The sequence below is a fragment of the Paraphotobacterium marinum genome (genome assembly GCF_002216855.1).
Taxonomy (GTDB): Bacteria; Pseudomonadota; Gammaproteobacteria; order Enterobacterales; family Vibrionaceae; genus Paraphotobacterium; species Paraphotobacterium marinum.
In genome coordinates this window covers 696,966-716,022 of record NZ_CP022355.1, presented here as the reverse complement: position 1 = coordinate 716,022, position 19,057 = coordinate 696,966, and the positions used below count along the sequence as shown (strand labels likewise).

General features: G+C 35.2%; 14 protein-coding genes, 2 rRNA genes and 4 pseudogenes. 4 read left to right on the top strand and 16 right to left on the bottom strand.

Annotation, left to right across the window (positions count from 1 at the left end):
- Positions 1-26 precede the first annotated feature (26 nt).
- Together CF386_RS03845 and CF386_RS03840 are read right to left on the bottom strand one after the other, a co-directional pair.
- Positions 27-2,918, bottom strand: a 23S ribosomal RNA gene (locus CF386_RS03845).
- A 216-nt stretch (positions 2,919-3,134) separates the two neighbouring features.
- A 16S ribosomal RNA gene (locus CF386_RS03840) occupies positions 3,135-4,676 on the bottom strand.
- Together the 16S and 23S rRNA genes form the textbook arrangement of a ribosomal RNA operon.
- Before the next feature lie 373 nt (positions 4,677-5,049).
- On the opposite strand from CF386_RS03840, the gene CF386_RS03835 reads away from it, so the two are divergent.
- Entirely contained in the window at positions 5,050-5,475 is a 426-nt protein-coding gene (locus CF386_RS03835; protein ID WP_089073131.1) for an RNA recognition motif domain-containing protein, read from the top strand.
- On the opposite strand, the gene murI is transcribed toward CF386_RS03835, so the two are convergent.
- Positions 5,459-6,268, bottom strand: coding sequence for a glutamate racemase (murI, locus tag CF386_RS03830; protein WP_089073130.1), 810 nt, complete (start codon positions 6,266-6,268; stop codon positions 5,459-5,461). The genes CF386_RS03835 and murI overlap by 17 nt on opposite strands.
- A 95-nt stretch (positions 6,269-6,363) precedes the next feature.
- Here murI and trmA point away from each other — a divergent pair.
- Both trmA and sthA read left to right on the top strand, forming a co-directional pair.
- Positions 6,364-7,472 (top strand): annotated as a pseudogene (gene trmA, locus CF386_RS03825) (tRNA (uridine(54)-C5)-methyltransferase TrmA).
- Positions 7,473-7,520: 48 nt separating this feature from the next.
- The gene (gene sthA, locus CF386_RS03820; protein ID WP_089073129.1) at positions 7,521-8,942 is read left to right on the top strand and encodes a Si-specific NAD(P)(+) transhydrogenase; all 1,422 of its coding nucleotides are present in this window, start codon (positions 7,521-7,523) and stop codon (positions 8,940-8,942) included.
- A gap of 281 nt (positions 8,943-9,223) precedes the next feature.
- On the opposite strand, the gene CF386_RS03810 is transcribed toward sthA, so the two are convergent.
- On the bottom strand, positions 9,224-9,712 hold the full coding sequence (locus CF386_RS03810; protein WP_089073127.1) for an alpha/beta fold hydrolase: 489 nt from the start codon (positions 9,710-9,712) through the stop codon (positions 9,224-9,226).
- 111 nt (positions 9,713-9,823) lie between these two features.
- Between CF386_RS03810 and nfuA the strand changes: the two genes are divergently transcribed.
- A complete protein-coding gene (nfuA, locus tag CF386_RS03805; RefSeq protein WP_089073126.1) occupies positions 9,824-10,408 on the top strand; it encodes a Fe-S biogenesis protein NfuA in 585 nt (194 codons plus the stop codon).
- A gap of 16 nt (positions 10,409-10,424) precedes the next feature.
- Here nfuA and CF386_RS03800 read toward each other — a convergent pair whose 3' ends face one another.
- From CF386_RS03800 to lexA, 12 genes and pseudogenes are all read right to left on the bottom strand, one after another.
- Positions 10,425-10,871, bottom strand: a complete 447-nt coding sequence (locus CF386_RS03800) for a 3D domain-containing protein (RefSeq protein WP_089073125.1) — start codon at positions 10,869-10,871, stop codon at positions 10,425-10,427.
- Between the two features lie 6 nt (positions 10,872-10,877).
- Positions 10,878-11,222, bottom strand: a complete 345-nt coding sequence (locus CF386_RS13615; protein WP_089073124.1) for a UbiA family prenyltransferase — start codon at positions 11,220-11,222, stop codon at positions 10,878-10,880.
- Positions 11,185-11,778 (bottom strand): UbiA family prenyltransferase, encoded by a 594-nt coding sequence (locus CF386_RS13315; protein WP_089073123.1) that lies wholly within the window; start codon positions 11,776-11,778, stop codon positions 11,185-11,187. The genes CF386_RS13615 and CF386_RS13315 overlap by 38 nt, the downstream gene beginning before the upstream one ends.
- Positions 11,762-12,763 carry a COX15/CtaA family protein gene (locus tag CF386_RS03785; RefSeq protein ID WP_089073122.1) on the bottom strand — a complete coding sequence of 334 codons (1,002 nt, stop codon included), beginning with the start codon at positions 12,761-12,763 and terminating at the stop codon, positions 11,762-11,764. Before CF386_RS03785 ends, CF386_RS13315 begins: the two co-directional genes overlap by 17 nt.
- Positions 12,751-13,233, bottom strand: a complete 483-nt coding sequence (locus CF386_RS03780) for a redoxin domain-containing protein (protein WP_089073121.1) — start codon at positions 13,231-13,233, stop codon at positions 12,751-12,753. The genes CF386_RS03785 and CF386_RS03780 overlap by 13 nt, the downstream gene beginning before the upstream one ends.
- The gene (locus tag CF386_RS03775) at positions 13,214-13,909 is read right to left on the bottom strand and encodes an SURF1 family protein (protein ID WP_089073120.1); all 696 of its coding nucleotides are present in this window, start codon (positions 13,907-13,909) and stop codon (positions 13,214-13,216) included. Before CF386_RS03775 ends, CF386_RS03780 begins: the two co-directional genes overlap by 20 nt.
- Before the next feature lie 209 nt (positions 13,910-14,118).
- A pseudogene (locus CF386_RS03770) lies at positions 14,119-14,978 on the bottom strand (cytochrome c oxidase subunit 3).
- 8 nt (positions 14,979-14,986) lie between these two features.
- Complete coding sequence (locus tag CF386_RS03765; protein WP_158522290.1) at positions 14,987-15,505, bottom strand: cytochrome c oxidase assembly protein; 519 nt, start codon at positions 15,503-15,505, stop codon at positions 14,987-14,989.
- A gap of 1 nt (position 15,506) precedes the next feature.
- A pseudogene (ctaD, locus tag CF386_RS03760) lies at positions 15,507-17,024 on the bottom strand (cytochrome c oxidase subunit I); the annotation flags it as partial.
- Between the two features lie 70 nt (positions 17,025-17,094).
- Complete coding sequence (locus tag CF386_RS12995) at positions 17,095-17,394, bottom strand: c-type cytochrome (protein ID WP_225971717.1); 300 nt, start codon at positions 17,392-17,394, stop codon at positions 17,095-17,097.
- Between the two features lie 29 nt (positions 17,395-17,423).
- Positions 17,424-18,227 (bottom strand): cytochrome c oxidase subunit II, encoded by an 804-nt coding sequence (gene coxB, locus CF386_RS03755; RefSeq protein WP_225971716.1) that lies wholly within the window; start codon positions 18,225-18,227, stop codon positions 17,424-17,426.
- Between the two features lie 91 nt (positions 18,228-18,318).
- Positions 18,319-18,932: pseudogene (gene lexA / locus CF386_RS03750) on the bottom strand (transcriptional repressor LexA).
- Between the last annotated feature and the right edge of the window lie 125 nt (positions 18,933-19,057).

Genomic DNA, 19,057 nt, shown 5'->3' with positions numbered 1-19,057 from the left:
ATCCTGCAAAACCCCTTGGGTGTTGTATGGTTAAGTCTCACGGGCAATTAGTACAAGTTAGCTCAACGCCTCACAACGCTTACACACCTTGCCTATCTACGTCGTAGTCTCCAACAACCCTTTAGGATACTTATAGTATCAGGGATGACTCATCTCAGGGCTCGCTTCCCGCTTAGATGCTTTCAGCGGTTATCGATTCCGAACTTAGCTACCGGGCAATGCTACTGGCGTAACAACCCGAACACCAGAGGTTCGTCCACTCCGGTCCTCTCGTACTAGGAGCAGCCCCCTTCAATCATCCAACGCCCACGGCAGATAGGGACCGAACTGTCTCACGACGTTCTAAACCCAGCTCGCGTACCACTTTAAATGGCGAACAGCCATACCCTTGGGACCGACTTCAGCCCCAGGATGTGATGAGCCGACATCGAGGTGCCAAACACCGCCGTCGATATGAACTCTTGGGCGGTATCAGCCTGTTATCCCCGGAGTACCTTTTATCCGTTGAGCGATGGCCCTTCCATTCAGAACCACCGGATCACTATGACCTGCTTTCGCACCTGCTCGAACCGTCATTCTCGCAGTCAAGCGGGCTTATGCCATTGCACTAACCTCACGATGTCCGACCGTGATTAGCCCACCTTCGTACTCCTCCGTTACTCTTTGGGAGGAGACCGCCCCAGTCAAACTACCCACCAGGCACTGTCCTCACCCCAGATTATGGGGCTAAGTTAGAACATCAAACATACAAGGGTGGTATTTCAAGGTTGGCTCCACGATAACTGGCGTCACCGTTTCAAAGCCTCCCACCTATCCTACACATGTAGGCTCAATGTTCAGTGCCAAGCTGTAGTAAAGGTTCACGGGGTCTTTCCGTCTAGCCGCGGGTACACAGCATCTTCACTGCGATTTCAATTTCACTGAGTCTCGGGTGGAGACAGCGTGGCCATCATTACGCCATTCGTGCAGGTCGGAACTTACCCGACAAGGAATTTCGCTACCTTAGGACCGTTATAGTTACGGCCGCCGTTTACCGGGGCTTCGATCAAGAGCTTCGTCCGAAAACTAACCCCATCAATTAACCTTCCGGCACCGGGCAGGCGTCACACCGTATACGTCATCTTTCGATTTTGCACAGTGCTGTGTTTTTAATAAACAGTTGCAGCCACCTGGTATCTGCGACTCTCAACAGCTCCAAGAGCAAGTCTCTTCACCGTCAAGAGCGTACCTTCTCCCGAAGTTACGGTACCATTTTGCCTAGTTCCTTCACCCGAGTTCTCTCAAGCGCCTTGGTATTCTCTACCCGACCACCTGTGTCGGTTTGGGGTACGATTTCTTATAATCTGAAGCTTAGAGGCTTTTCCTGGAAGTATGGCATCAATAACTTCACTGCCGTAGCAGCTCGACATCAAGTCTCAGCCTAACAATGACCCGGATTTACCTAAGTCATTAGCCTACACTCTTGAACCTGGACAACCGTCGCCAGGCCTACCTAGCCTTCTCCGTCCCCCCATCGCAATTATAAAAAGTACGGGAATATTAACCCGTTTCCCATCGACTACGCCTTTCGGCCTCGCCTTAGGGGTCGACTTACCCTGCCCCGATTAACGTTGGACAGGAACCCTTGGTCTTCCGGCGAGGAAGTTTTTCACTCCCTTTATCGTTACTCATGTCAACATTCGCACTTCTGATACCTCCAGCAGACTTTACAATCCACCTTCAACGGCTTACAGAACGCTCCCCTACCCAGCAATGCTAATGCACGCTGCCGCAGCTTCGGTGTATAGCTTAGCCCCGTTAAATCTTCCGCGCAGGCCGACTCGACCAGTGAGCTATTACGCTTTCTTTAAATGATGGCTGCTTCTAAGCCAACATCCTGGCTGTCTAAGCCTTCCCACATCGTTTCCCACTTAGCTATAACTTTGGGACCTTAGCTGGCGGTCTGGGTTGTTTCCCTCTCCACGACGGACGTTAGCACCCGCCGTGTGTCTCCCGGATAGTACTTACTGGTATTCGGAGTTTGCAAAGGGTTGGTAAGTCGGGATGACCCCCTAGCCTTAACAGTGCTCTACCCCCAGTAGTATTCGTCCGAGGCGCTACCTAAATAGCTTTCGGGGAGAACCAGCTATCTCCAGGTTTGATTGGCCTTTCACCCCTAGCCACAAGTCATCCGCTAATTTTTCAACATTAGTCGGTTCGGTCCTCCAGTAAGTGTTACCTCACCTTCAACCTGCCCATGGCTAGATCACCTGGTTTCGGGTCTAATCCTAGCAACTATTCGCCCAGTTAAGACTCGGTTTCCCTACGGCTCCCCTATTCGGTTAACCTTGCTACTAAAATTAAGTCGTTGACCCATTATACAAAAGGTACGCAGTCACCCCACGAAGGGGCTCCCACTGCTTGTACGTACACGGTTTCAGGTTCTATTTCACTCCCCTCACAGGGGTTCTTTTCGCCTTTCCCTCACGGTACTGGTTCACTATCGGTCAGTCAGGAGTATTTAGCCTTGGAGGATGGTCCCCCCATATTCAGACAAGATGTCACGTGTCCCGTCCTACTCGATTTCATTATCATTGCGCCTTCAGCTACGGGGCTATCACCCTGTACCGCAGAATTTTCCAAAACTTTCGCCTAGCACAATGAAAACTTAAGGGCTGGTCCGGTTTCGCTCGCCGCTACTACCGGAATCTCGGTTGATTTCTTTTCCTCGGGGTACTTAGATGTTTCAGTTCCCCCGGTTCGCCTCCTAAACCTATGTATTCAGTTTAGGATAACTGCTTATGCAGTTGGGTTTCCCCATTCGGAAATCGTAGACTCAAGTGGCTCTTACTGCCTTATCTACGCTTATCGCAAGTTAGTACGTCCTTCATCGCCTCTGACTGCCAAGGCATCCACCGTGTACGCTTAGTCACTTAACCATACAACCCCAAAGGGTCTCACGTATGTCTAAACAACCAAGGTTCTTTGTTTCGCCGGATCTTAAAAATACAAGACACTTGATGTGTTTTGCTTTTTGAGAACTCTTCTAACTCTCGTTAGAATTATTTTACTAGTCAGCTTTCCAAATTGTTAAAGAGCATCTTTAAAATAACCAAATAATCTGTGTGGACACTGCATCAATATAGTCTTTAAGGTAAGGAGGTGATCCAGCCCCAGGTTCCCCTAGGGCTACCTTGTTACGACTTCACCCCAGTCATGAACCACACCGTGGTAAACGCCCTCCCGAAGGTTAAGCTATCTACTTCTGGTGCAGCCCACTCCCATGGTGTGACGGGCGGTGTGTACAAGGCCCGGGAACGTATTCACCGTGGCATTCTGATCCACGATTACTAGCGATTCCGACTTCATGGAGTCGAGTTGCAGACTCCAATCCGGACTACGACATACTTTATGGGATTCGCTCACTCTCGCGAGTTGGCAGCCCTCTGTATATGCCATTGTAGCACGTGTGTAGCCCTACTCGTAAGGGCCATGATGACTTGACGTCGTCCCCACCTTCCTCCGGTTTATCACCGGCAGTCTCCCTGGAGTTCCCACCCGAAGTGCTGGCAAACAAGGATAAGGGTTGCGCTCGTTGCGGGACTTAACCCAACATTTCACAACACGAGCTGACGACAGCCATGCAGCACCTGTCTCAGAGTTCCCGAAGGCACCCTTCTATCTCTAAAAGGTTCTCTGGATGTCAAGAGTAGGTAAGGTTCTTCGCGTTGCATCGAATTAAACCACATGCTCCACCGCTTGTGCGGGCCCCCGTCAATTCATTTGAGTTTTAATCTTGCGACCGTACTCCCCAGGCGGTCTACTTAACGCGTTAGCTCCGAAAGCCACGATTCAAGATCACAACCTTCAAGTAGACATCGTTTACGGCGTGGACTACCAGGGTATCTAATCCTGTTTGCTCCCCACGCTTTCGCATCTGAGCGTCAGTCTTTGTCCAGGGGGCCGCCTTCGCCACCGGTATTCCTTCAGATCTCTACGCATTTCACCGCTACACCTGAAATTCTACCCCCCTCTACAAGACTCTAGTTTACCAGTTCCAAATGCAATTCCCAGGTTAAGCCCGGGGCTTTCACATCTGGCTTAATAAACCGCCTGCATGCGCTTTACGCCCAGTAATTCCGATTAACGCTCGCACCCTCCGTATTACCGCGGCTGCTGGCACGGAGTTAGCCGGTGCTTCTTCTGTTGCTAACGTCAAATGATAACGCTATTAACGCTACCACCTTCCTCACAACTGAAAGTACTTTACAACCCGAAGGCCTTCTTCATACACGCGGCATGGCTGCATCAGGGTTTCCCCCATTGTGCAATATTCCCCACTGCTGCCTCCCGTAGGAGTCTGGACCGTGTCTCAGTTCCAGTGTGGCTGATCATCCTCTCAAACCAGCTAGGGATCGTCGCCTTGGTGAGCCCTTACCTCACCAACTAGCTAATCCCACCTGGGCTAATCCTAATGCGAGAGGCCCGAAGGTCCCCCCCTTTGCTCCGTAGAGATTATGCGGTATTAGCCATCGTTTCCAATGGTTATCCCCCACATTAGGGCATATTCCCAGGCATTACTCACCCGTCCGCCGCTCGTCAGCAAGAGAGCAAGCTCTCCCCTGTTACCGCTCGACTTGCATGTGTTAGGCCTGCCGCCAGCGTTCAATCTGAGCCATGATCAAACTCTTCAATTAAAGTTTTGGCTCAATGAATTCTGATTAATAAATTGACTGTGATGAATATCTCTATTCATTTCGGTCACTCAGCTCATTGATAATTCTTTTTTAATGACTATCATTCACGAGTGCCCACACAGATTATCTAGTTATATTTTTAAAGAACAAAAACCGTTTCCGATTTAGGTTGGTTATTCTAATTCCAACATTTGATTTTGTCAACAAAAAATAACAAAAAATTATCAAAAAAAACTTATAATAAACTTTTTTTTGGCTTGATCACATAGATTATGAAGAATAAGGACAAAAAAAAACAAAATGATATATAATCGTAGAGCTAAATTTATATTATCATATTGAAATTAAATTAATTTTTTAGAAGAAACAAACAATGAAATTTTTTATATATTCATCTTTTATAGCGATAATAGGCTTAATTGTAATAATTTTTACATTAGATTATCAATCAGCAATAACATATTTTATTGGAATTTTGTTAATTAATATACTTTATATAATTACTACTAAAGGCAAATGTCTTACTGAAAAAGAGAAAAAGGACGAAACTCTGTACGTTGGCAATTTACCTTACAGAGCTAATGAAAATGATGTAAAAACTTTATTTGAACAATTTGGAGAAGTAAAATCTGTTCGTTTAATGAAAGATAAGAAAACAGGCAAAAGAAGAGGGTTTGGTTTTGTCGTGATGGATTCCAAAGAAGGATTGAATAAAGCAATATCTGAGTTAAATAATGCAGAATTTGGCCAAAGAACTTTAAAAGTACGTGAAGCAAATGAACCTAAAAATTATGATTAACTAAAATCTGTACAGGACTAAGGTGTATTTTCTTCAAATAATTATCAAGTTTCAAAGTGCTGTCAACCTTTCTTGTGCATAAAGTAAAGTTCTGAATGTTTGTTACATTTTTATTGGGGCTCATAACTTTACCAAGCAATGAGAACACTCGGTTTGCTATAGCCTCACCTGAGTCAATTATTTTAATACTATTATTGTAAACCTCAGATATTTCATCTTTTATTAACGGAAAGTGGGTACATCCTAAAACTAAGCAATCAATTGTTGTTGGTAGAGTTTTTAAAATTTCAGCTATTATGGTAGTTGCTTTATTTTTGTCATAATATGAACATCTGATTTTTTTCTCTGCTAATTCTACTAACTCAGTTGTTCCAATTCTACTAACATTAACTGAATAAGCAAATTTTTCGATTAATGTATCTAGATATTCTCGTTTAATAGTCGCTGGAGTTGCCAATAATGCAATTGATTTAGATTCAGTGATTATAGATGCTGTTTTAATTGCAGGAACTACCCCAACAATTGGTACTAATATTTTTTTTCTTAAAGATTCAAGCGCAATTGTGCTAGCGGTATTACAAGCAACAATCACCAAATCTATTTCATATTTATCTACGCAGTGTTTGATGATTTTATTGACTCTCTTAATTAAATCTCTCTCATCTAAAATACCGTATGGGAAAAAAGCATTATCAAACACATAATAATATCTATTGAACGGCATTTTCTTATATACTTCTTGATAAACACTCAAACCACCAACGCCAGAATCAAAAATTAAAACATTAGACATTTATTAAACCTTATCTTTAAAAAATATTACTTTGTTAGTTCATCTTCAATTTGATATTATTTACACAATTTAATAATTTTGTAAGATTAATTATCATGAAAGATGCAAACTTTAACGAGCAATCATATCAAAAACAACTAAAAAATAAAATGTTACTCGTTAACAAGACTTTCCCAGAAATTCATTCAAATGATATCTGTTTATTTTCATCAGATTTCATTAACTTCAGAATGAGAGCTGAGTTTAGAATTTGGCATGAAGGCAATGTCGCTCATTATATAATGTTTGATAAAAATACAAAAAAAAATATTTTGTAGAGTGTTTTCTTCCAGGGAGTAAGGTAATTAATAAAGCAATGCCATTACTCATGTCAATTATAAATAAGCAACCAATTCTGAAGTCGAAAATTTTTCAAATAGATTTTTTATCTACAACAAATGATGAATTATTAATTACCTTAATTTATCATAAAAAATTATGCGAAAATTGGATGGAAGCAGCTAAAGCATTAAAGCATGAGTTATCTCAACACATCTCACACATTGATATTATTGGCAGATCAAAGAAACAAAAAATCATTATTGATAAAGACTTTGTTACTGAAACATTTAATATTTTAAACAAAAAATTTTCATATAAACAAATTGAAAATTCCTTTACACAACCAAATGCTAAAATAGCAGAAAAAATGATAAGTTGGGTTAAGCAAAACACAAAAAATTTCACAAATGATTTACTTGAGCTATATTGTGGTAATGGTAATTTTTCAATAGCTTTAGCTGATAACTTTAGAAATGTATTGGGAACAGAAATTTCAAAGTCTTCTGTCAATGCTGCTCACTTCAATACAGAGCAAAACTGTGTTCAAAATTTAAAAATTGTAAGGCTTTCTTCAGAAGAGTTTACAGAAGCAATCAATAAGAAAAGAGAATTTAATAGATTAAAACAACGGAATATTGAACTTGATGAATATGATTTTCAAACCGTTCTTGTTGACCCTCCGAGAGCGGGCCTAGACAAGAACACATGTCAAATGATAGCTTCCTTTAATAATATTATATATATTTCATGTAACCCGAAAACGCTTAGAGAAAACTTAGATATCTTAGTAAAAACACATCAAATTGAAAAGTTTGCTGTTTTTGATCAATTTCCATACACTGAACATATCGAATGTGGAGTAATACTTACAAAATTAGATTAATGAATTTCAGCAACTAAACAAAATTTATAAAATAGAAGGGGCATATCAATGTCATTGGAGTCAGAAGAAAAAAAATTATTTTTTGATGCAATTGTGATTGGAACTGGCCCAGGTGGTGAAGGTGCTGCTATGGGGCTAGCTAAGGCCGGTTATAAAGTCGCTGTCATTGAAAAAGAAAATACTGTCGGAGGAGGTTGTACACATTGGGGCACAATTCCTTCAAAAGCATTGAGGCATGCTGTCAGTAGAATAATAGAGTTTAACAATAGTTCACTATTTACTGAAAATAATAATATTCTTACAAGTAGCTTTACTAAGATTTTAGAGCATGCTTATTCTGTTATTAATAAGCAAACTCTTATGAGACAAGACTTTTATACACGAAACAACTGTTCCCTTATCTTTGGTACAGCATCATTTACAGGAAAAAATTGCATATCTGTAATTAGTAGCTCAGGCAACAAACAAATATATTCAGCAAAAAATATAATTATTGCAACAGGTTCTAGGCCTTATCATCCAGAAGATATCAACTTTTCTTCATCTAGAATATATGACAGCGATTCTATCCTAAATCTTAAACACTCCCCCAAGCATATTGTTATTTATGGTGCTGGCGTAATTGGATGCGAGTATGCTTCAATCTTCAGAGGATTAGGTATAAAAGTTGACCTTATAAATACAAGAAATAAATTACTTGAGTTTTTAGATAATGAAATATGTGATTCACTTTCTTATCACCTATCAACCAATGGAGTTCTTATTAGAAATGACGAAACATATGAATCCATTAAACAAGAAAAAAACAAAGTGATTACGACGTTAAAATCTGGAAAAGTTATTCATTCCGATGCAGTTTTGTTTGCTAACGGCAGAACTGGTAATACCGATTTATTAAATCTCCAAGAGCTAGGTATTGAAATAAATTCTAGGGGACAACTCGATGTCGATGCAGAATACAGGACAAGTATCAAGCATATTTATGCAGTAGGTGATGTGATAGGTTACCCAAGTTTAGCAAGTGCTGCATACGATCAAGGAAGGTTCGTTGCACTAAATATAATCAAGTCTAATCTACAAAAAAGCAACCTTAAAAATATACCGACTGGAATTTACACTATTCCAGAAATTAGCTCTTTGGGTAAAACAGAGCAAGAGCTCACAAAAGAAAAAGTTCCCTATGAAATAGGTAAAGCTAATTTTAAAAATTTAGCCAGAGCCCAAATTTCTGGAACTGATATAGGTATGCTAAAAATTTTGTTTCATCGAGAAACAAAAGAAATATTGGGTATACATTGCTTTGGTAATAGAGCCTCTGAAATTATACATATTGGGCAGGCAATTATGGAGCAACCCGGGGAGTTGAATACGATTGAGTACTTTACTTACACATCATTTAACTATCCAACAATGGCTGAAGCATATAGAGTTGCAGCTCTAAATGGCTTAAATAGAATTGAAAAATCCTAGCTATTAACTAAGTTCAGTGAATCGGTTAATTGAATTTAAAAATGCATCTGGTTCTGAAATAAAGGGGGCATGACTCGAATTTTTAAATATTTCGCATTTTGAATCACCATGTAAATTATTAAATTTATTTGCAATACTAAGGGGTACAATACGATCATTTTTACCATATATTCTTAAAAATGGTATATCTACCCTGTGTATGGATTTTCTAAGATCATAATTTTTAAGGATAGAGAGGCCATCTTGCAAAGTTTCGACACTAGGATCAGGAAATCTTTTCATTATTTTTTAAAATTTGCTAAATCATCTCGATAGTTTTTTGTCCCTAAAAATTGAAGAGTTAAAAACTTATTCAATGTAAATTTATAATCCCGGATTAAATTACACTCAAAGTTTTGCAGTACATTTTTATCTAAACCATCCCATTCCCTCTGCTTTGAGAAGCATGGAGAACTACAAACTGTTATAATTCCGTTCAAAGTATTTCTATAATGGGTAGCAATATATTTAACTATAAGTCCTCCAAGAGACCAACCCACCCATACAGCATCTTTTGGCAGGTGCTCTAAAAATATGGCAGAAATTGCATCTAATCCCAACAAAGAATTGTTTTTATTTAAACCGTAACCTGGGATATCTACTAAGTAAACTTTATACATTTTACTCAGTTTTTGGGTAATAGGTATCCAAATATTTGAATTACTGCCCCAACCATGAATTAAAACTAATTTTGGTCCCTTTCCCATCGTTGAAACATCAAATTTATTCACAGGCTTATCTCCATAATAAAATATATTTTTTTAAATAAAAAAATGTTATTATAGAAAATAAGGAATTAGTTTCCAACAAACTTATTTATTTTAATATTATTTGGTGAAATTATGTCAAACATCAAAATCACTCAGGCCGCTCAAGATCATTTTGTTAAATTATTATCAGAGCAAGAGCCAGAGACAAATATTAGGGTTTTTGTTATAAATCCGGGTACACCAAGTGCTGAATGTGGGGTTTCTTATTGTCCCAAAAATGCTATTGAGCAGAGTGATACTGAAATTAAACTTCATAAATTTAGCGCTTTCATTGATGAACTTAGCCTGCCTTTTTTAGAGGATGCTGAAATTGATTTTGTTGTTGAAGACATGAATTCGCAACTTACTTTGAAAGCTCCTAATGCAAAAATGCGTAAATTAGATGAAAATGCACCACTACTCGATAAAGTTGATTATATTATTCAAACTAAAATAAATCCTCAGCTTTCAAATCATGGTGGGCACGTTTCAATAGTCGAAATTACAAAAGAAGGTGTTGCCGTTCTTCAATTTGGTGGTGGTTGTAATGGCTGCTCTATGGTAGATGTAACCCTAAAAGAAGGAATAGAAAAGGAACTTTTAAGCGAGTTCCCTGATGAGTTAAAAGGCGTTAAGGATATTACCGAACACTCCGCTGGAGAGCACTCATATTATTAACTCTTATTAGTAACTATTACCAATAAATAGTTACTTTCTTTTTACCCCATAATCTAGCTTTTCGGATATCTGTTCCCATATAAATATCAATCTTCTTAGTCCATCTTCTATTCATTTTATCTAAAACGACATATTCACCTGGTAAACCCTTTATTTTAACTTTTGTACCATGACGCAGCCCCATTTGGAGCAAATCTCTAGAAACAGCTATTGCTTTCATTCCAGGTCTAAGTCTATCTCCCCAAGCCGCAATAGTAGGGTTATTGTTAGTTTGTGAGCGCACAGAGTTATAAGCTGAAGCCGTGACAACAAGGGAGTGCTTATAATGCTTTTTATCAACGTATAAGCTTTCTTTTTTATTTTTATCTTCTACCTCTTTCGGCTTCCAAGTTGAATTATTTACACAACTGGTTAAAGAAAGAAGAAATATTAAAAATGTTAATTTATAAAAGTTATGTTTCATGTAACCCTACTGTAAAAATTTATCTAAAAAAAGTAATGCAAATATACAAAACAAATAAATAATGGAATAAATGAATGTTATTTTAGCTAATATAAAGCTTGTATTAATTCTTAACAAAATACTAAAAATTAAAAATATCAAACTTAATATAGAGCCAAATATAATAAAAAGTTGTCCAGTCATTCCTACGACCCAGGTAAATAATATACCACAAAAAAGCATTATTGTATAAAAAATAATCATGTTTGATGTAAATTTATTACCATGAGTGACAGGAAGCATCGGTATTCCTGCTAATTGGTATTCACTTCTTCTAAAGATTGCTAAAGGCCAAAAATGAGGGGGGTCCATAAAAAATTATCATCACTAATAGAAGTGAATAAGGATGTATGTCATTAGTTACTGCAGTCCACCCTACTAAGGGAGGTATTGCTCCAGAAAGTCCTCCAATTACAATATTCTGATGTGTTTTATGTTTTAGCCATTTAGAATAAATAATAGTATACCCTAGAAAACCAAATAAAGATAAAAATGTTGTGATTAGATTGACACTCAACAAAGTTATAGTTCCACTAAATACTAAAATAAAGTTAAAAGTGAATAAGCTTTTCCTTGTAACAGTGCCTTTTACTAAAGGTCTATTTAAAGTTCTACTCATTAATTTATCATAATTATAGTCAATTAAGTGATTTATTGAAGCCGCTGAGCTGGCAATACAAAAAAATCCCAATATAGTTTTTAAGAATGTGTCTAAAGGTATGGCTGTCATATTATCTGATAAACACATGCCAACAATCAATGTCAAAACCAACATAACAACAATTTTGGGCTTTGTGGTCAAAAATAAATCAAGTATTAATCTTACGAAACCTGAATGATATATTTTATAATCATATATAATTTTCATGGCATCGTTCCCTTAATTTTAAATGAACATATAAAACAATAACGAATAACAAAACACCCACAAGATTATGAAGTGTCGCATTTAGTATATTTAAAAAAGACAGAATATTATTTATACCAAGTAATATTTGTAATATGAATATAAAGATAACTAATACTGCAAATTTTCTATAGCCTAAATTAAATATCTGAAATACATATAAAATCATCATAATAGTAAGTATCATAGCTCCAAATCTGTGGGTAATGTGAAGAGTGACTCTCTGCTCTAAATTTAAAACACCAAATTGATAGCTTTGATTTGCAGATGTTGTGAGTGGATTAAAAGCATTTAAATCATACATTGACCACCAAGGATATTCACATATAGGAAATGAACTGCAAACCATAGAAGCATAATTAGATGAGACCCAAACACCAAGAGTCATTTGAAGAAGTATTAAAAACAAAAATAGGTAGCTTGTAAAATAAGTTATCTTTTTATCTTTGAAGAAGGCTGTAAAATTAGTCTTATTTAAGTTTAAAGCTCTTAATATAAAAACCAAACATATGCAGATACATAGTGCTCCAAAAAAATGGCTTACTATAATTGCTGGTTTCAACAACATTGTTACCGTCAATTTTCCTAAAAAAACTTGAAAAAACAGGGTCATTCCAAGCAAGTATGTTAGTTTTAAAGAATGATATCTGCAAAATTGATTCCAAAAAATTAAAATTAAAATTAAACAACCCAAAAATGCAGCAAAATATCTGTGGTACATTTCTATTCTAGCTTCATTGAAAGTGATGTCATTTAAGTTATTTATTTGTATAAGATCTTGACTATGGACCCAAATAGCCCCATAACAACCAGGCCAATCTGGACAACCCAAACCTGATTCAGTAAGTCTAGTGTATGCACCATAAGATATTACAAAAAATGTAAAAACCAGACAACAACAGACTAAAATTCGATATGCTTTAAAACCAACATTTAGTTTTTCCATCTAGAGTACTTTATAAGTTTATTGAGATCTTTTAATATATTTTTACCAAAAATATAATACGGATAATTATCATATATTTTATATTTGAGTATGACTAATCCACTTGGATCAGCGATGTAAATATAATTTTTATCTAAATCATGAGGATATTTTTTTTTATCCTCACTAAAAATTAACTTTGTAATAAACTTATTATGGTTTCGGCCTGAAGCTTTGGGTAATTGATTTATTATTTTTTGTGCTTTGGTGCAAGATAAAGCACAATTTTTTGGAACAAAATAAAGGACTGTCCAAATTTTTTTTTTGAAAGATTTCAATCTAATATTTTGTTCATATAAAAATGTTCCTTTATTAGTAGCTCCTTTATTAAATAAACCATTTTTGTATATCACAAGGGCAGAAATTACAGGTAAACAAAATACTAGTAATATAAAGATTAGTTGTATTTGTTTAATTTTTAACTTGTTCATACTTTATTACCCTTAACTTTAAATAAAAAATAATTAATCCAAATACTCCAAAAAGAAACCACTGTATTGCATAACCATAATGTCTATGCGGGGATAAACTATTTATAGATGTTTCAATCATTGGTAAACTCCCTTCTGTCGATACTATAATTAAAGGTTCAAATTTTATCTTATATGCATCCGAAATCTTACCTATCATCAAATTTTGCAATTCAAGCTTTCGTTTTGGTATAATTTTTTCCTCTTTTAACACTAATAAATTACTAGGTTTTTTTAAAAAACCATCAATTTTTAGTTTATTTTCTGTATCAACTTTAACAATCGGTAATATCATTTCTTTTTTATTTTCTTTTTTTACCCACCCAATTTTTACTAAAAAATAATTATTTTTAGATTTAAAAGGAACCAAGACCTCATAACCAATTTGTTGGTTGAATATTTTATTACTCAAATAAATGGTAAATGTAGACATAAAATGTCCGCCTACATTAATATGATTGAATTCATTTTCTTCTTTTACTAAATAAAAACCATTACTATCCTGATTAATTGTTTTGTTATCTTGCATTTTAGATATTAAGTTTGCCTTTTCCAGACCACGAAAAATTTGCCATGTAGATAACACAAAGCAGAAAAAACAAATTAATAAAAACAGTGTGGACCAAAAATTTTTCATAAATTAAGCTATAATAAAAAAGGTTTCATTTAAGTTTTATGTCAATTGAAAGTTATTATTTTTGTTTTAATTTTTTTAGGTTTTTGTGCTTTGTATTATTCAGCAAAAAACCTTATAACTTATCCAAATAAAAGCATATCCAAGTTGTTAGGGCTAAGGGTACTAACTTCTGTTGTTTTTATTATTATCTTGCTGGTAAATTTTTTCTTTTAAAATACATATACAAAAGCAAATACACACAACCAAATAATGTCAACAAAATGCCAATACCAAACACCTGCTTGATATCCAAAATTATTTTCTGAAAGAAAAGCACCGTTTATCATCCTAACCCAGATAACTATCAAAAAAATTGTTCCAAGAATAACGTGTAACCCATGAAATCCAGTTAGTAGAAAAAAAACACTTCCATATACTCCTGACTGAAGTGTTAAACCCATATGAATATATGCATGCATATATTCCTCAAACTGTAGAAAAATAAAAGAAAATCCTAATAATATCGTCAAAACAAGATAAAAAGATGATAGTGTGGTTTTCTTTTTATCTAAAAAATAATGAGAAAAATATAAAGTAATGGAGGAGCATATCAAAATAATAGTATTAATTAATGGTAATCCCCAAGGTTTCATTATTTCTGTTTTTGTTCCATCTGGCATCAAACTCAATGGCCAATGATTGGTAAAGTCTGGCCATAAAATAACATTAGTCATTTCATTATTTCCCTCACCACCAAGCCAAGGGATGGCAAAGACTCTCAAATAAACCAAAACGCCAAAAAAAGCTGCAAAAAACATGATTTCTGAGAAAATAAACCAACTCATTCCCTGAATAAAACTATTATTTACTTGAGAGTTGTAAAGGCCTTGTGCAGATTCATTAATAATAATTCCAAACCACCCAGAGAACATTATTATTAGAAGGACAAATCCAATCATACACAAAAAAATGCTTAATTTACTATTAAAAGCAATTAACAATCCCAATCCTGTAGCAACAAAAAAAGAGAGACTGCACCAAATATAGGCCATATACTACTATGAGGAACATAATAATTAGATTGTTTCATAATTCACATTAATCCTTATTAGTAACATCAAAAACTGTATAAATCATTGAAATATTTTTAATTTTGTTTGGGATTTTCGAATCTAAGTAAAAAATCATACTAAATAATTTTTGTTCATAAGGTTTAAACAGTTGCTGATTAAAACAAAAGCATTCAATTTTATTAAAAAATCCTGTTGCTTCATTTGGTGAAATAGATGGCACTGCTTGGATAACTTTATTGTCTGGGCTGTTGTTTATAACCCTAAAATCCATTTGATGAATTTTATTAGTATCAATAATTTGGGTATAGCCTAAAGTATGGAACTCTATATCTGGCAAATTATTTCTAATAACCACTTCCATTTTTAGATTTTTATAATTAGAAGGCTTTAATGTTTTAGGGGATTTATAGTTAGCTTTTTCAATTTTCCCATTAAGTCCAGTCAATTGACAGAAAACATCATATAAAGGAACGAGAGCATAGCTAAAGAAAAACATGCTTATCGGTATAATAAATAACTTATAAACCAATTTATTATTTTTCATGTTATGGCCCATTAGGTGGTTTTTCAAACGTATGACTTGGAATTGGGGTTGGCAAAGTCCATTCCAAACCTTTTGCTCCGGGCCACTTTGAAAAATTTTGCGAAGGTTTTTGTTTGTAACATTTATATAATACTCGCAAAAAAATTAATTGGGAGAACCCAAATAAGAAAGCCCCTATACTAACCACAGCGTTAACATCGGAAAATTGTAAAGCATAATCAGGAATTCTTCTTGGCATTCCAGCTAAACCCAAAAAATGCATTGGAAAAAATAAAATATTCATCGAAATTATTGAAGACCAAAAGTGCCATGACGCTAGCTTTTGATCGTACATTCTCCCATACCACTTAGGAAGCCAATAATAAACAGCTGCAATAATAGAGAAAATAGCACCTGAAACTAATACATAATGAAAATGGGCTACGACAAAATAAGTATCATGATATTGAAAGTCTGCAGGTGTTATTGACAACATTACTCCTGACAAACCGCCAATAGTAAATAAAATTATGAAAGCAATAGAGAATAGCATTGGTATTTCGAATGACAGAGAACCGCCCCACATGGTCGCTATCCAGTTAAAAACTTTTACTCCAGTTGGTACCGATATGAGCATGGTTGAATACATGAAAAAAAGCTCTCCCGCAACCGGCATACCAGAAGTAAACATATGATGAGCCCAAACAGTAAAACTTAATATCGCAATTGCTAATGTTGCATATACCATTGAATGATAACCAAAAAGTTTTTTTCTAGAAAAAGTAGGAATGATAGTAGAAATAATACCAAAGCTCGGTAATATCATTATATAAACTTCCGGATGTCCAAAAAACCAAAAAATGTGCTGAAACAAAACTGGATCACCTCCCCCAGAAGCATTAAAAAAACTTGTTCCAAAATATTTATCAGTCAAAACCATTGTAACTGCACCAGCTAGAACGGGCATTACTGCTATAAGTAAAAAAGCCGTAATCAACCAAGTCCACACAAACATAGGCATTTTAAAGTAACTCATCCAAGGAGCTCTCATATTCATAATAGTGACGATTATGTTAATAGCACCTAATATGGAACTTATGCCCATAATGTGCATTGAAAAAATAAATAAAGCTGTACTTGGTGGGCTGTATGTCGTGGACAAGGGGGCGTAAAATGTCCAACCAAAATTTGGACCGCCTCCTTCCATGAATAATGATAACAAAAGCAAAAAAAATGCAAAAGGTAGAATCCAGAAGCTTAAATTATTTAATCTTGGGAGAGCCATATCTGAAGCACCAATCATTAGAGGTATCATCCAGTTGGCTAAACCCGTGAAAGCAGGCATAACTGCTCCAAAAATCATTATCAATCCATGAACAGTGGTCATTTGATTATAAAAATTGGGTTCAATAAACTGTAAACCAGGCTGAAATAACTCTAACCTAATTAACAAAGCCATTAAACCACCAGTGAAAAACATAATTAAACTAAAAATTAGGTATAAAGTACCTATCTCTTTATGATTTGTAGTAATTAACCACTTTAAAAAGGATTTTCTTTTTGATGATTTCCGTCAATAGAGTTTTCCATTAGATATCCCTCATCTTATATTATTTGAAGTACTTTTTGATCTCTGATGGTTGGACTAAACGATCCGTTTTATTACTCCATGCATTTCGTTCATATGTTATTACTGCCGCAATTTCTTTTAAGGTCAGCTGATTCTTGTAAGCTTGCATCGATGATCCTGTCTTTCCATACAAAACAATATTAATGTGTTCTCTAACTTTATCCTCTTGAATAGCTAACGGAGAACCATCAAGTTTAGGAAAAATACCTTTTAATCCTTTGCCGTTAATTTGATGGCAGGCAGAGCAATATTGAATATAAACAGATTCTCCTAACTCCATTAACTCTCTTTTGCTTAATATTGAACTCGTTATTTTTTCTCTTCCAACTTAATTTGTTCCATTTTTTTTTCTTGATTAAGCAACCACTTTTTGAATTCAGTTTGTTCTTTTGCTATAACCACAATTGGCATAAAACCGTGATTTTTACCACACAACTCTGCACACTGTCCTCTGTAGGTCCCCGCTCTATTTACTATGGTCCATGCTTCATTAATAAATCCTGGATTAGCATCTTTTTTTATAGCAAAGTCAGGAACCCACCATGAATGAATAACATCATCAGAAGTTACTAGAAATCTCACTTTCTGATTTATTGGAATAACTAAAGGATTATCAACTTCCAAAAGATAATTATCTCTTTTTATTCTTTGATTAGATATTTCATAAGGAGAGGTTGCTAGATTAGAGTAAAAACTGATATTAGTATCAAGGTATTTATAATGCCATTTCCACTGAGAACCAGTAACTAACACTGTTAAGTTAGATGATGATGTATCCTCCATCGAAATTAGAGTTTTAGTTGCTGGAACAGCCATTGTAATTAAAATAATGAATGGAATAATTGTCCATAAAACCTCTAATCTAAGACTATGTGACTTTGTGGATGGGACATGGTTTTTAGATTTATGGAATCTTATGATTGAAAATAAAATTAGACCACAAACAAATATTAAAATTGCCAAACAAATGTAAAAAACAATCATGTGTAAAGAATATACTTCTGAGCTTACTCTGCTAGCACCTTTAGTAAGATTCCAGTTCATGTCTTGATTGTTTTCACCGAATACAGAAGTAGCGATAAAAAAAAAGATAAAAAATAAAGATTTATTCATACAATAAAAAAATTAAATATTATGAATAAACCTAGATGTTTTTCTAAAAAATTACAGTGATTTGTTAAAAAAAAGTGAAGTAGAACTGACTCTAACTATTAAAAAAATTATCTCTTAAAATACCTACCGCGACTCCTTCTATATAAAAATTTTCAGTTGAACAATCAACTTTAATTACCTGAAAATCTTCATTTTCTGGATGTAAATATACAAAATCATTTTTTTCTCAAATCTTTTGACCGTCACCTCATCTTCAATTCTGGCAACAACAATTTGACCATTACGGATTTCTGTTGTTTTATGGATAGCAATTAGGTCTCCTTCATAAATACCCACATTTTTCATACTCATGCCTTCTACTCTCAATAAGTAATCAGCTCTAGGAGAAAAAATATTTGGACTGATTTCATATTTTTTTTCAATATTTTCTATTGCCAAAATCGGATGCCCTGCTGCTACCTTTCCTATTAAAGGTAAACTGTCAATTTGATTAGTTTCTATTTCTGTGATTTTTATACCCCGAGATACGCCAGAAACAAGTTCGATTACTCCTTTCTTAGAGAGGGCTTTGATATGTTCCTCTGCAGCATTAGCAGATTTAAAGCCTAATTCTTTCGCAATTTCAGCTCTGGTAGGAGGGAAACCTGTTTCATCAATTTTGTTTTTGATCAAATTAAAAACTTCTTGTTGTCTTTTGTTAATGATTTCATGTGGTAATCTTTATTGACATGTTTATTTATACAGTATAAGCGATTAAATTTTAAAATGTAACTTATTTATTTAAAACAATAAAAACGAACTGACTGACAGCTTCAATTTATTTGAAATTG